Source organism: Nostoc sp. LEGE 12447 (assembly GCF_015206985.1).
GTDB lineage: Bacteria > Cyanobacteriota > Cyanobacteriia > Cyanobacteriales > Nostocaceae > Nostoc.
Genome location: NZ_JADEXT010000007.1, coordinates 129288 through 143260, shown reverse-complemented (window position 1 = coordinate 143260; position 13973 = coordinate 129288). Strand labels below are relative to the sequence as shown.

12 protein-coding genes and 2 pseudogenes are annotated in these 13973 nt (G+C 40.8%); 6 read left to right on the top strand and 8 right to left on the bottom strand.

What is annotated here, in order from left to right; translation table 11 throughout:
• Positions 1–95: 95 nt before the first annotated feature.
• From IQ274_RS11020 to IQ274_RS11000, 5 genes are all read right to left on the bottom strand, one after another.
• The gene (locus IQ274_RS11020) at positions 96–767 is read right to left on the bottom strand and encodes a peptidoglycan-binding protein (RefSeq protein WP_194142275.1); all 672 of its coding nucleotides are present in this window, start codon (positions 765–767) and stop codon (positions 96–98) included.
• A gap of 304 nt (positions 768–1071) precedes the next feature.
• The gene (locus IQ274_RS11015; protein ID WP_194142274.1) at positions 1072–1482 is read right to left on the bottom strand and encodes a response regulator; all 411 of its coding nucleotides are present in this window, start codon (positions 1480–1482) and stop codon (positions 1072–1074) included.
• 169 nt (positions 1483–1651) lie between these two features.
• Complete coding sequence (locus tag IQ274_RS11010) at positions 1652–2395, bottom strand: Crp/Fnr family transcriptional regulator (RefSeq protein ID WP_194142273.1); 744 nt, start codon at positions 2393–2395, stop codon at positions 1652–1654.
• 80 nt (positions 2396–2475) lie between these two features.
• On the bottom strand, positions 2476–3222 hold the full coding sequence (locus tag IQ274_RS11005) for a Crp/Fnr family transcriptional regulator (protein ID WP_194142272.1): 747 nt from the start codon (positions 3220–3222) through the stop codon (positions 2476–2478).
• Positions 3223–3408: 186 nt separating this feature from the next.
• Positions 3409–4146, bottom strand: coding sequence for a Crp/Fnr family transcriptional regulator (locus IQ274_RS11000; protein ID WP_194142271.1), 738 nt, complete (start codon positions 4144–4146; stop codon positions 3409–3411).
• Positions 4147–4537: 391 nt separating this feature from the next.
• Between IQ274_RS11000 and IQ274_RS10995 the strand changes: the two genes are divergently transcribed.
• The 4 genes from IQ274_RS10995 (at position 4538) to IQ274_RS10980 (ending at position 8495) form a co-directional block, all read left to right on the top strand.
• Positions 4538–4741: a hypothetical protein gene (locus tag IQ274_RS10995; RefSeq protein WP_194142270.1), complete on the top strand. Its 204-nt coding sequence runs from the start codon at positions 4538–4540 to the stop codon at positions 4739–4741.
• A 453-nt stretch (positions 4742–5194) separates the two neighbouring features.
• Positions 5195–6232 (top strand): NADP(H)-dependent aldo-keto reductase, encoded by a 1038-nt coding sequence (locus IQ274_RS10990; protein WP_194142269.1) that lies wholly within the window; start codon positions 5195–5197, stop codon positions 6230–6232.
• A gap of 144 nt (positions 6233–6376) precedes the next feature.
• Complete coding sequence (locus IQ274_RS10985; RefSeq protein WP_194142268.1) at positions 6377–7504, top strand: aryl-sulfate sulfotransferase; 1128 nt, start codon at positions 6377–6379, stop codon at positions 7502–7504.
• A gap of 319 nt (positions 7505–7823) precedes the next feature.
• The gene (locus IQ274_RS10980) at positions 7824–8495 is read left to right on the top strand and encodes a glutathione S-transferase family protein (RefSeq protein WP_194142267.1); all 672 of its coding nucleotides are present in this window, start codon (positions 7824–7826) and stop codon (positions 8493–8495) included.
• Positions 8496–8728: 233 nt separating this feature from the next.
• On the opposite strand, the gene IQ274_RS10975 is transcribed toward IQ274_RS10980, so the two are convergent.
• The 3 genes and pseudogenes from IQ274_RS10975 to nrdJ (IQ274_RS10965) all read right to left on the bottom strand — a co-directional run.
• Complete coding sequence (locus IQ274_RS10975) at positions 8729–9742, bottom strand: zinc-dependent alcohol dehydrogenase family protein (protein WP_194142266.1); 1014 nt, start codon at positions 9740–9742, stop codon at positions 8729–8731.
• 363 nt (positions 9743–10105) lie between these two features.
• A pseudogene (gene nrdJ, locus IQ274_RS10970) lies at positions 10106–11179 on the bottom strand (ribonucleoside-triphosphate reductase, adenosylcobalamin-dependent); the annotation flags it as partial.
• 285 nt (positions 11180–11464) lie between these two features.
• Positions 11465–12694: pseudogene (gene nrdJ / locus IQ274_RS10965) on the bottom strand (ribonucleoside-triphosphate reductase, adenosylcobalamin-dependent); the annotation flags it as partial.
• 257 nt (positions 12695–12951) lie between these two features.
• Here nrdJ (IQ274_RS10965) and IQ274_RS10960 point away from each other — a divergent pair.
• Together IQ274_RS10960 and IQ274_RS10955 are read left to right on the top strand one after the other, a co-directional pair.
• Positions 12952–13461, top strand: coding sequence for a GNAT family N-acetyltransferase (locus IQ274_RS10960; RefSeq protein ID WP_163934991.1), 510 nt, complete (start codon positions 12952–12954; stop codon positions 13459–13461).
• Positions 13458–13961 (top strand): GNAT family N-acetyltransferase, encoded by a 504-nt coding sequence (locus IQ274_RS10955; RefSeq protein ID WP_194142265.1) that lies wholly within the window; start codon positions 13458–13460, stop codon positions 13959–13961. Before IQ274_RS10960 ends, IQ274_RS10955 begins: the two co-directional genes overlap by 4 nt.
• Positions 13962–13973 lie beyond the last annotated feature (12 nt).

Below are 13973 nucleotides of genomic sequence, written 5' to 3'. Positions count from 1 at the left end.
AGACGGGCGAGATGTTTTGGATTTCTAAGAAAATAGGTATAACCTAGAAATGAGATTTTTCAAAAGTGGCTGGTTTATCGAATTGTCTCTAACTTTTAAATACCCAGAGCTGCTCTAGTTTCGGGCCCCACTGTACCATCTACAAGTAGACCTTTACTTGCCTGAAAGCTTCGGACTTGGTTAACAGTTTCTTGACCGTAAATTCCATCAACTCTGAGATTACCTAAAGCTGTCTGAACGTCTCTTACAAGCTGACCTCTAGAACCACGGGTAAGAATGACTGAACCGCCAACGCCACCAGGTCTACTAGTCACAGGAGGGTTGTTAGGTTTATCAGCAACCCATCGGGCATAAACATATTTACCCGTAGAAAGCCGAGCAAAACCGTTTTCATACCTTTCAATCGCTGGAAGTGTTGCACCGTTAGATACACAATCAATATAAGAGTAGTTGGTGCTTGGACCTGTACGGATACGCAAACAACTGCCGTTAGTCTTTACATAAGCAGCCGAACTTATTTGAATTTGGGTAGCAGCAAAAAGTAAGACACCAACACCAGCTAAAGCTAACCAAGCTGAAGATTTAAGTAATTTTTTCCAATTGAACTTAGTTTTGCTGTTTGCAGATGCCTGTTTTTCAGCAATAACTATGTTAGAAGATTTAAGAGGTTCTTTCCCATTTAATTGAGATTTAGGGAGATTATATTTGGTGTTTCCAGATGCCTCTTCTTGAGCAACAAACATGTGAGAATAAGCAAGATATTCCATAATGCAGCCCTTTATATGAAGAAATGAGTACTCACAGAGAATTACTTTAGCCTTCTCTGTATTTATTCTTAGTATATTTTATATCTCTGTTCTTTCAAAGGTTTTTGCTGGTAGCAGAATTAAAAAAGAATAAAATTAGTCAAAAAATTCCTAAAAAAATACGATGTCTATCAAGGGCTACGCCAACACGCTGATTTAGTATAAAAATTACCAGGCGTTGGTATAATCCTCAATAGACATCGTATTTTCAAAATAATTTAAAGCTTTATTGCTTAGTGACTATCACCTTAAGCATCCAAATGTGTCAAGCGTATTCTTCGAGCATAACTAGACTAGCAACTGTAGAAGATAAATCATCTAAGTCTATCGGCTTGCATCGGTATATATCATAACCTGCTAATAATGCCCGATTCCGGTCTTCGTCGAAAGCAGATGCTGTCAGAGCAATAGCTGGAATCTTTCTCCCTCGCTTTGCCTCCAGATTTCTAACCTTCATGAGCAGTGAGCAGCCGTTTTCATCGGGTAAGTAAATATCACTAATAAAGATGTCTGGTTTAAAAAATGACATTATTTCTATAGCGTCACCTGCCGAAGCAGCTGTGATAATTTCTGCTCCGTCTAATTCAAACAAGAAGGTAAGTAAAGTTCTCGTATCAGGGTCATCATCTACGACGAGCAATCGTAGACCTTTAAAAGACATTGATTGATTAGACATTATTCTCACCGCCGTCTAGCTCAAGCACTTAGAGTAGCAATCGCATCAAATGGCACGCATTTGTCAATACCATTTGATGCATTCTTTACTAAATCTTAATAGAACTAATTGCTAAGTGTCTGTCCGGTTTCGGACATAATAACTTAGAAAATTGATTCATCGGTGATGTCTACGACGGGCTACGCCTACGCACCTTGGCTGATTGATTCCCCAGTAACCGAGTAAATTCTTTTTGTATAACTCGATAGCACTCGCAGGAAGTTGCTTCCAAATCCTCTCGGTTGAGAATACTAATTTGACCACGCTGATAGCGAATCATTCCGGCTCGGCTGAGGGTGCTAGCCGCTACTGTTACACCAGAACGACGTACACCTAGCATCTGGGCGATAAATTCTTGTGTGAGTGGAAAATTATCTGATTCAAAACGGTCAGAAACTGTCAGTAGCCAACGAGCTAGGCGTTCTTCTAATGTATGAAGACGGTTGCAAGCACATCCTTGCGTAAGTTCTGTATATATAGCTCGTACATAGCGCAGCAGCAGCTTTTGAATAGCTCCACCCCGATTGAACTCGGTTCTCAGAACATCTGCATCCATCTGCATTCCAGCGCCCGCAACTTGGACAAACGCTTTTGTGGTTGTTGTGTTGCCTCCTAAAATTACTGGGATACCCACCATGCCTTCATTGCTCACTATCCCAACTTCTACCGTCGAACCATCTTCCATAATAGTGACTATAGAAACCACTGCATTTTGGGGAAAATAGACCTCTGTTATGGGTTCTCCTGGTTCGTAAATGACTTGCCTAGTGGGAAACGAAACAAACTTCAGGTGCGGAACAAGACGCTCATAATCACTAGTTGGCAAAGCCGCTAGTAATCTATTTACTTGCGGCTTAAGAGTATTTTCGCTCACTGAACATTAAAACAGAAATTTTCTCAAAATACTTTAAATCAAGTTACTTTTGCCAGTCTGTTCGGTTTCGCACACATAACTCAAAAAAATTTTCTGGCTCGGTTACTGGGCTTTTTGCCCAGTAACCGAGCAAATTCGTTTTGGATAACTTGATAACACTCACAGGAAGTTGCTTCCAAATCCTCTCGGTTCAATATCCTAATATGACCGCGTTGGTAGCTGATCATTCCGGCTCGGCTGAGGGTGCTAGCCGCTACTGTCACGCCGGAACGACGTACACCTAACATCTGGGAGATAAATTCGTGCGTAAGTGGAAAATCTTCTGATTCCAAACGTTCAGAGACTGTCAGTAACCAACGGGCTAACCGTTCTTCTAGTGTATGAAGACGGTTGCAAGCCGCTCCTTGCGCTAGTTCAGAGTATATAGCTTGTACATAGCACAGCAGCAGCTTTTGAATAGCTCCGCCTCGATTGAACTCGTTTCTGAGTACATCTGCACTGATTTGCATAGCCGCGCCCGCAATTTGTACAAACGATGTTGTAGTTGTGGTATTGTCTCCTAAAATTACCGGGATACCCACCATGCCTTCATTGCTTACGATCCCAACTTCTGCCGTTGAGCCATCTTCCATAGTGGTGACTATAGAAACCACTGCCTTATCAGGAAAATAGACCTGTGTAATTGGTTCAGCTGCTTGGTAAAGAATTTGCCCAATTGAGAGCGGAACTAGCTTTAAATGGGGGGTAAGACGTTCATAATCACTCGCTGGCAAAGCGGCTAGCAGCTTATTTGGTTGTTGCTGAAAAAGGCTTTTATCTAATGACATTAGAAGTCACTCTCCTTAAGTAGGTGACTTTAGAAAAGTCAACTCCGGGCACAAGGAAAGAATTTAAGGATCTGATCCTAATGTCAAAAGGTGTATTCTCTAAAGGAACATGGGCACAATCTAAAAAATCTTAAATAAACACACTTATGTAAGTCTGTGCGTTTTCGTACATAGAAGCCAAAAAAATTATTTTTGGCTTCTATTGGGCTTATTGCCCAATAAACGGACAAATTCCTTTTCGATAATTTGATAACATTCGCAGGAGGTTTTTTCTAAAGCCTGTCGATTCAGGATGTTAATCTGACCACGGTGGTAGGTGATCATTCCGGCTTCGCTCAAAATATTAGCTGCTTCGGTGACACCAGAACGACGTACACCCAGCATCTGCGAGATAAATTCTTGTGTAAGTGGGAATTCATCTGATTCCAGACGATCAGAAACTGTTAGCAACCATCGAGCCAACCGCCCCTCTAGCTTATGAAGACGGTTGCACGCAGATCCTTGTGCTATTTGAGTGTATACACCTTGCACATATCGTAGCAGCACGCTTTGGAGAGCTGTACCCCGATTGAACTCGCTTCTGAGTATGTCTGCATCGATCTGCATAGCACTGTCTGGAATCTGCACAAATGCAGTTGTGGTTGTGATGTTATCTCCTAAAATTACGGGCATACCTACCATGCCTTCATTACTCACTAAACCAACTTCCACAGTTGAGCCATCTTCCATTGTAGTGATTATAGAAACCACTGCCTTATTAGGAAAATAGACCTGTGCGATCGGTTCGCCTGCTTCGTAAAGTACTTGCCGATTGGAGAGCTTAACCAACTTCAGATGGGGGACGAGACGCTCATAATCATTGAGCGGCAGAACTGCCAGCAAACTATTTGCTGGTTGCTCAAAGGTATTTTTGTCTAATGACATTGGGATTCTCCTGAATGTGGCAGTCTTTAAGAAAAGGCAACTTGCGGCATAAGGAGAAAATCAAGAGCCTAACCCTAATGTCAAAAGATGTATTTCCTAAAAAAGTTATAATAAAGCATTGAGATTCTTATACTCATATCCATAATATAACATAACTAAATTTAGTTTATTGATAGTAAGAAAAATCTAGATTATAGACTAGTAAAGCTTGTTACAAGTGTCTGAGGCATCTATCTAAAGACTGAAAAGAGAATACAAATTAAATAGTAAATTATTAAGTACATACTACTATAAAAAACTATATTCCTCTTGTTAAATACTGACTTTAGCAAAGTTAATAGAAAGTATAAAAAAATCAGTAGGTCGATTTCAAGCTAAGGAACCCCAACAATTGGAATTGCGAAATTTCACAGGAATTGCGCTTGCGATCGCAGAATTAAACCAAATTATGTTCACTAATCATATAGACATGAGCATCTTTGTCAGCGATCGCAGCAAAAAATTCTTGGTTACACAAGCAAGCCTTTACAACCCTAAGTCTTTGTCGTTGCGATCGGATACTGTGAATTTTTCCGATAAACTCAGTATATTTTGATTGTTCACGAAAATAATATACTTTTTCAGAAGCATATTAACATGAACATTTATTAAGACTTAATTCCGGAATAATCTTAAGATTTCTGATATACTACGGTAAATTAACTGATTTATCGTAGTATATGCTAAGGCTAAAACAGTCAATTCCACAAAACCCTAATAAAAGCAAGTACTCTGTACTACAATTTTAGATTTTATGACTCCACAAACTACCTTAATCATCGGGTTGCTTTATGCAATAATAAGCAACTGCATCTATTAACTACGATTTAAATATCGATTTTTAATCGTATCGGCAAAATATTATTCTGCTGAAAAATTTATATTGGCTTGGTGCCAAACTAAGTGTTGTTTGAAGCTAAGTTAATTAGAAATAATAACATACTTGACAAAATGTAAAATTAACAATAAAAATATCACTGTTAAATTAAACAAAAAACAACACGAAAACATGAAGTATAACCAGCTTGGTAAGAGTGATTTAAAAGTTTCTGAAATTTGTCTGGGCACTATGACTTATGGACAGCAAAATACTATTGAAGAAGCCCATGCTCAATTAGATTATTCTATTGCCCAAGGAGTCAACTTTATTGATGCGGCGGAGATGTACCCAGTTCCAACAAGTGCCGAAACTTATGGATTAACTGAAACTTACATTGGAGAATGGTTAAAGCGCCAACAAAGAGAACAACTGATTATAGCTACTAAAATTGCTGGTCCAGGTCGTGGCTTTAAATGGTTACGTGATGGAGCTAAAGCAATTGACCGTGATAATATCAAACAAGCTGTAGATGATAGTTTAAAAAGATTACAAACCGATTATATTGATCTCTACCAAATCCACTGGCCCGATCGCTACGTGCCAAGGTTTGGGCAAACAGTATTCGATCCAACTCAGGTGGGAGAAACAGTTCCCATCGCTGAACAGCTAGCAGTTTTTGCTGATGTAATTAAGGCAGGAAAAATTCGCTATATCGGTTTGAGCAATGAAACTCCTTGGGGAGTGGCACAATTTAGTAACGCTGCTAAACAATTAGGTTTACCCAAAGTTGTCTCAATTCAAAATGCCTATAATTTGCTGAATCGAGTATTTGATGGAGCTTTAGCAGAAGCAGTTTATCACGAAGAAATTGGATTACTGGCTTATAGTCCTTTAGCATTTGGCTTCTTGACCGGCAAATACCTAAATGGCAAACCAGAGAAAGCAAGAGTCAGTTTGTTTGAAAATTTTGGTCAGCGCTACTTAAAACCAAAAGTCACCGAAGCAGTAGCAGCTTATGTGGAAATTGCCAAGCGCTATCAACTAAGTCCAGCGCATTTGGCTTTGGCATTCGTGCGGAGTCGTTGGTTTGTCCCTAGCACAATTATTGGTGCTACGACACTAGAACAACTCAAAGAGAATTTGGAAAGTGTGGATGTGGTTCTCAGTAAAGACATTTTGGAAGAGTTGGATATAGTTCATGCTCAGTCTCCAAACCCAGCACCATGAACAATTAAAAATTAAAAATTAGAAATTAGAAATTCAAACATTTTAGGCGGTTCACCTCGTTACCAGGCTCCAGCCTGGTAATGCCTCCCTAGAGGCTCTGGCTCTCATTATTAGATCCAAAACTACATATTTAGTAGGTAGGATATGACTTTTACAGCAACATTAATTGACCAGAATACTATTCGTCGTCGGGGTACTGGCTTAAAGGCTTATAATCCCGAAAAAGCATTTAAAGGATACACACTTTTCACACCTCTGACAGGTCAAGGTGAAGTCTACCTTCTGAACTTAGAAGGAGAAGTAGTACACCAGTGGAATTTGCCATATCCACCAGGGTTATATGGTTATCTCTTACCTAATGGCAACCTTTTTTATAACGGTAAGACTCCACCAGAAGAACCACTACGTTTTGCTTTGTGGGCTGCATTTAAAAGTGGTGTTGTTTTAGAGGCAGATCCCAAAGGAAATATTATTTGGGAATATAAACATCCAGATCATCATCACGATGGACGCAGATTAGCCAATGGCAACACAATTTTACTCGCCATTGAAAAAATACCTCAGTCGTTAGTTCCTCGCATCAAAGGTGGCGTACCAGGTACAGAACCAGGTGGGAATATCTATGCGGATGTCCTTTATGAGGTGACTCCAGCAGGTGAAATTATTTGGACTTGGCACGCCCACGAACACCTCGATCCAAATATATTTACCATTACACCACAGGATCATCGGCACGAATGGACTCATGGGAATACTGTGGGGGAACTCGCTGATGGCAACATCATAGTGAGCTTTCGTAATATATCCACAGTTGTCATTATCGATCGCAAAACTGGAGAAATTATTTGGACATTGGGCGATGACGTGCTAGCACAGCAGCACTTTCCCAACGAGCTAGCTAACGGTAATATCCTGATTTTCGACAATGGCGCACATCGCCGTAACGTCGCTCTTAATTTCTCTCGTGTGATTGAGGTAAACCGTCAAACGAAAGAGATAGTTTGGGAATACACCGATAACCCGCCCCAAAATTTCTTCAGTGCATACATATCAGGAGCGCAACGTTTAGCAAATGGCAATACCTTGATTACAGAAGGTGCTTACGGTCGAATATTCGAGGTAACAGTTGCAGGAGAGATTGTTTGGGAATACATCAACCCCCACTTTGCAACTCGGAATATTCCAGGTGAAAAATCGCCGGTCACTCGTGGAGAGCAGAATACAGTCTTCCGCGCCTTTCGTTATGCACCTGAAGAGGTGCCCTGGCTTTAGTTAGGGCAGGGGGGTAGGGGGCAGGGGAGCAGGGGAGCAGGGGAAGCAGGGGGCAGGGGAGGCAGGGGAAGCAAGGGAGAAAAACTATTGATTATTAGCCAATTCCCCATTCTCCATTCCCCATTTCCCATTTTCCATTCCCCATTCCCTAACTTTGCCTAATAGTCAAATTTAAAAGTTGGGTTAGTGTCGAGAATTTTTCACGCTACATTCGCCTCAAGAAGATTTTGTGACACTAACAATTTAAGATTTGGGATTTTGGATGAAAATTCAATTCCCAATGCCGATTAACAAGTCCTATTTACCAAGGTACTTAAACATGGCCCAAATCAAAGTATACAGTGCAGTTGTTTGTCCTTATGCTCACCGTACCCGTTTGGTACTGCAAGAAAAGGGCATTGACTTCGATTTGATTGAAATTGATTTGCAGAATAAGCCTGAAGGTTTTACCAAAGTTTCCCCTTATGGTAAAGTACCCGCACTAACTCATGACGATAACCGAGTTTGGGAATCAGCAGTAATTAACGAATATCTCGATGAGGTATTTCCCAATCCACCACTGTTGCCCAGCAGCCCCATTGCAAGGGCACAGGCTCGGATTTGGATCGATTTTGCTAACACCAGATTCGTTCCTGCTTTTTCTACCCTACTGCGGAGTTCAGATCCCCAAAAACAAGAAGAAGCTAAACAGGAACTATACAAACACCTGGAATTCATTGAAAACGAAGGTTTGGCAAAGCATTCTGGGGAAGGCCCTTACTGGTTTGGTGAATCTATCAGTTTGGTGGATTTCACCTATTTCCCCTGGTTTGAGCGCTGGGCTGCACTAAAGCAGTATCGTGGTTTTGGAATACCAGAAGAGTTTACCCGTCTACGCCAGTGGAAACATGCTTTGAAAGAGCGTGAATCTGTGAAAGCGATCGCTCATTCTAAGGAATTCTACATAGAGCGATATGCTAAATTCGCTGCGCCTACTCTCGCTGCTGTTTAAACGTAATTAATAATTATGTTTCAAGTGGAAATTTAAACCCTGCTTGAAACATAGAATTAAACACTCAATACGGTTCGGTTAATGTTTTTTGATGGAAATTCTAAATCGTAAAGACACGATAAACCATCACAAAGACGCGATAAATCGCCGTCTCTACAAAAGACTGATTATTGTAGAGACGGCGATTCATCGCTGTTGCCTTAACCGTATAGTATTGATTAAACTCTTTAAAATTACGAATTACGAATTACGACTTTACCAAAGTGAGCCGCACTTTTGAGATAAGCATAAGCTTCTCGTGCCTCAGTGAATGGGAAAACTCGATCAATAATCGGTTTAATTTGATGCTGTTGCATCGCCTGATTCATCGCCTCAAACATTTCCCGACTGCCGACATAAATGCCCTGAACTGTTAAACTCTTAAAAAGTATTGGTATGGGATCAATTTCACTTCCTCTACCTGACAATACGCCAATCAAACTAACCCGTCCCCCAATACGGACTGCTTGTAGTGATTTTGGCAGAGTACCTGCACCGCCTACTTCAACTACATGATCTACACCAGTGCGATTGGTTAATTGGTAAACTTGCTTTTCCCAATCTGGTGTTGTTTTGTAGTTGATTATCTCGTCAGCACCAAGCTGTTTAGCTCGTATTAATTTAGCATCACTGCTAGAAGTAATAATTGCTCTAGCACCATGTATCTTGGCAAACTGGAGAGCAAAAATCGAAACTCCCCCAGTACCGAGTAATAAAACATTATCACCTGCGCCAATATTGCCTTTTGTCACCAGTCCATGCCAAGCTGTGACTGCTGCACAGGGTAAAGTTGCCCCTTCAATGTAAGATAGATAGTCTGGTAATATCACCAAACCATCTTGGTGTAATACGACATATTCAGATAGCATTCCATCAATACCGCCTCCGAGATCGGATTTCATTTTCTCTTTGGTTAAAGAGCCATAAATCCAGTCTTGGAAGAAAATACCAGCGACGCGATCGCCTATTTTTACCCGTGTTACACCTTCCCCTACCGCCACGACTTCCCCTGCACCGTCAGATAGGGGAATTAACGGATACTTCTGTCCAGAACCGTAAGCACCCTCAGCGACAAGCAAATCGCGGTAATTTAGGGATGTTGCTTTGACTTGAATGAGAACTTGTCCCGCAGTTGGTTTTGGTTCAGGGCGATCGACTAATGCGATCGCATCAATCCCGGCGTTGCTTTGAATTTCGTAAGCTTTCATTGGCGGACTCCTTTTGACAAGATAATAATGTAGAGAAATTTTGTGTTGCTTTTCTATAGCAAAATAATTATTGTTACCAATTCTGTATGAAGATGCGCTAAACCTAAGTACAAGAAGGAAGGAAGAAATAGAGAAAGAAAGAAGTTAAAAGGCAATACAGTTCAGATAAGAACAAAACACTTGTAGAGACGGCGATTTATCGCGTCTCAAAACCCACGATTGTGTACAAGTAGCATTTTGAACAGTATTGAGTTAAAAGGGATAATTTAAATTCATATAAAAAGCAGTAGTTTAATTTCATATTAAACCACTGCTTTTTATTGTAGATAAATATTGCCTACCCTAAGTTGATGTTATCTCGCCTTATGAGCTTGGTTTCTGATCGGGAAACATACACTTATCAGAATCACAACCACTAGGGCCAGCCTCTGACATTTCACCTAAATCATAGCGGCTTAAGACTGCACAGAAATCATCTGTTTTCCGCCGTGCTTTTACCTCTTGATTCAAGCGATCGTAGGTTGATTTATCTATTGGTTCAAATGGCAAACGGGGGAATGATTGCAAGTCATCAAAACGAGCTAAAAGGGCTGCTGAAATATATCCTTGATCGCTCTGAATAGTTTCATAGATTTTCTGTCCCAAAGGTTCGATTTCATCAGAACGCAGTTCCAAAGTAGCTGATGTGTTATGAGTCACATACCAGCGTTGAACCTGGAGGACAAAATCAAATTGGGCTAAGACTGAAAACTTAGAAACATCAATTTCATCAGCACCTGGTAAATCAGCCCAAGATACAGAAACAGGGATTTCTACTAACCATTCACTCACCCGTGAATCAAAGGGATCGTTGAGCAAATTGCCCTGTTCATCTTTGTCTGATTGTGAGGGAATGACATTGTAACCGTAGTCAATACAGGCTAAGGCTACTGGGTCATTTTTGCCGAAGGTGATGCGGCGAATAAATCTTTGGGCTTTGGGAGGATGCCATCCTGAACTAGCATTAGTTAACAAAGCCTTAGTACCACTGGGTTGGACTGTGGTACAGCGATTTGGACGTTTGAGATTGTGGCGATCGCAATAATCCCAAACTACACGATGTACAATATCTCTCCAAGAACTTAGATATTTTTCCTCCTCACGCTTGAAAGCTAATCCTTGGGGAGTTGCAGGTCTTCCTGCTTCCCACCAACGCAGCCAATCAACACCAAAAGCATGGACAAAGAAATCAAATAAACCTGTAAAAGAAACTCCCACAATCGGGTCTAATTCACGGCTGTATTGATAGCGTGGTTCTAAGAATTTGTGATTTAAAAGTGCTGCTACAGATAATGCCCCAGCAGTGAAAGCCTCTTCTTGTTCTTTGTAGTTACGTGGGTCGATTTGATTAAGGTGAACCTCAGATAAATTGCAGTGGAAGTTACTACCGATGATTTCCATATTTGTTACCCTAGAGGCTTTTTATCCCCTAGTTCTACTGCTTGATTATTTGCAGTAGCTCCGCGTACCTTTTGTAGATGTGACTTCAGATAATAAAAGTGTTTTTCACATTCACCCCCGCACTCTTGGAAAGATTATATTCTAGACACAAATGCTTGGTGTAATCTAGTTTCACTCTCTACGCTGTACGGTGTCAAAGACTTTTTAATTCCTTTGATTACCACGGGATTAGCATCTCAGCTTTCCCCGTTTTTGCGAGGTTTTTAACGTGAGGCAAAATCACTTACCACACGGATTTAGCCCATAGCGAGCTAAACGATGTTCTAACTCATTAGCATCAAGATTTGAATAGCGTTCTTCTAACCACTGTTTTGCTGTTCCTTGTTCATAAGCTTGTAAAAATTCAACTTTTAGAGCTTGTGTTGGCAGCAAATCAATATTTGATCGCGCTACAGCTTCACCAGCCCATTGAATCGCTCCCTCGCCGCTATAATACTGTTTACGGACAGCATTCAGACATTCTTCTAAGGTTGGCTTGCGGTGAAAAACTCTGGTATGGTTTGCCATCCTGAGTGCATCACGCTCTGGATCAATTCGCCAGTTGCCATTTTCATCTTGCTGCCATAAGTTATCTTTGGCGGTAGCTCCTTGTTCATCGTCAGCAATAAACTGACGCATCCCCGCGCTTCTACGTATATTACCTGCAACAATTGTTACAGCAGCTTGATCGATTAACAAACAACATTCAACTGAATTTAATTGCCGTCCTACAGCTTTACTCAGGATGGAAGCACAACGCTGATAGAGTCCGGGCAATTTTACAGGATTAGCAACTCCTCCAAAGCCGTTGAGAGTTTCTCCTGCTTTTCGGACATCGCTGATATCAACTAATACTTCAACTGCTGCTGAAAACTGTTCATTAGTAGAAAGTTCTAATAGGGCTTGATATGATTCAACCCAACCTTCACGGCTATCTCCAACGTGAATAGTGACGTTATTGCCTTCTATATGAGTTTCAGTATATTCACGTCGCTGTTGCACAGGAGTGCTGCCAATTTCACCTTGTACGGTGACATTCAGTTGATTACGGATAGGAGGTAACTGGTTAATAAATTGTGGTTCTAGGACGGCTCCGGTACCACAGCCCATCATTGCCAGATCCATCATTAATCCGAAGGCACTCCAGTCTTCGAGATTGGTAGAGGTGCAATTATAAGCGCCGGAAAAATTCTTTGGTTTGGTTATCCAGTCTGTGCCACCAACCCATAGCCAGCGTCCACTGGGCATAGCTTTCAAGTTGCGCTGCATCTTATCCAGTATGGCAGCTTCTTCTTGAGTGAGCTTTCCCAACTCGACTAAGCCGAGGAGAGTGCGATCGCATACCTCATCCCATGTTTCCCTTAGTCCCGCCTTTGTTCTGCGGCTATAGGTTCTAAAAAATACGGGATTCGCAGCCGGTGCTGTTTCGGGAAACTTTGCACTCTGGCGTTTTCTTTCTAGCTCTCGAACCATATATTAAGTGTCTTGCGTTCTTGTTGCGTGCGGACAGATTATGACTATACGCCAAGTAGTTTTAGTATTAAAGATTGTCAAATTGTCCACTTTACGCTAGCTCTACTCAGCACTAATTACAACAGAAATTTATGATGTATAATGTCACTCGCCCTTGGGTAGGATCTCGATACGGGGTTTTAATTGGCACAGATTAACTTACAAGTAAATTCTCTTTATACCGATTTTTGTGCAATTACTTAGTGGAGGTATAAACTTTGCTTAAAATTATACAAGTAGAGACTGACGAACATAAAACTCATACACAAAAACTATTTTGGGAATATTTTAATGAGACTAAGTTGATATTCAGCCATCAGTTCGGCATTAATTTAGATGCTAATAAATTCTTTGAGCAATATATGACTCAGCTTCACGAATTTATACCCCCTTCAGGACGCTTACTTTTGGCACAATACGAGGCAAAAATAGCAGGCTGCGCTTGCTTGCGAAAAATTGGCGAAGATGTTGGCGAAATTAAAAGGATGTATGTAAGTCCAGAATTTCGCAGAAAAAGAATCGGTAGAGCATTATTAGGAACTATCCTCAATGAAGCTTCTAGTATTGGTTACTCAAAGATTCGTTTAGACAGCGCCCCTTTTGCAAAAGAAGCACATACACTTTATCGTGTATATGGCTTTCAGGATATCGAACCGTATTTAGAAAAAACAGAGATTCCTTTAGAATATCGAGCAAACTGGGTTTTTATGGAATTGGTTTTAAAATGATCAATATTCGTTGTGAAACTCTGCCAGACTACACAGTAATAGCTGAAGTGAATACATTAGCTTTTGGGCAGGAAAATGAGGCTAAACTTGTGGAGAAAATTCGCCATTCTGACCGCTACATTCCAGAACTTTCTCTGGTTGCAGAGGTTGAAAATGTTGTAGTCGGTCATATTTTATTCAGCTACATTAACCTGGTGAGTGAAGAAACACTACAGATAATCGCTCTAGCACCTTTAGCGGTTCATCCACAGTTTCAACAACAAGGTATTGGTAGCGCACTGGTACAAGCAGGATTAGAAAAAGCAGATGCAAAGAAAGAAGCCGTAGTTATTGTACTTGGTCATCCTCATTTCTATAATCGTTTTGGCTTTCAGCCTTCTGTTATTTATGAAATCGAGTCTCCTTTTCTAGTACCAGAGGATGTCTTCATGGTTAAAACACTGCAAAGCTATGAAAAAAAGTATAAAGGTAAGGTTGTTTATCCGGCTGCTTTTGAGTAAGTATAGTATTAT

Bases quoted from the DNA above. Each gene is read 5' to 3' on its own strand.
- IQ274_RS11005 (WP_194142272.1), bottom strand. From the start codon at position 3,222: ATGTCATTAGATAAAAGCCTTTTTCAGCAACAACCAAATAAGCTGCTA.
- IQ274_RS10990 (WP_194142269.1), top strand. From the start codon at position 5,195: ATGAAGTATAACCAGCTTGGTAAGAGTGATTTAAAAGTTTCTGAAATT.
- IQ274_RS10980 (WP_194142267.1), top strand. From the start codon at position 7,824: ATGGCCCAAATCAAAGTATACAGTGCAGTTGTTTGTCCTTATGCTCAC.
- IQ274_RS11015 (WP_194142274.1), bottom strand. From the start codon at position 1,482: ATGTCTAATCAATCAATGTCTTTTAAAGGTCTACGATTGCTCGTCGTA.
- IQ274_RS10985 (WP_194142268.1), top strand. From the start codon at position 6,377: ATGACTTTTACAGCAACATTAATTGACCAGAATACTATTCGTCGTCGG.
- IQ274_RS10975 (WP_194142266.1), bottom strand. From the start codon at position 9,742: ATGAAAGCTTACGAAATTCAAAGCAACGCCGGGATTGATGCGATCGCA.
- IQ274_RS11020 (WP_194142275.1), bottom strand. From the start codon at position 767: ATGGAATATCTTGCTTATTCTCACATGTTTGTTGCTCAAGAAGAGGCA.
- IQ274_RS10955 (WP_194142265.1), top strand. From the start codon at position 13,458: ATGATCAATATTCGTTGTGAAACTCTGCCAGACTACACAGTAATAGCT.
- IQ274_RS11000 (WP_194142271.1), bottom strand. From the start codon at position 4,146: ATGTCATTAGACAAAAATACCTTTGAGCAACCAGCAAATAGTTTGCTG.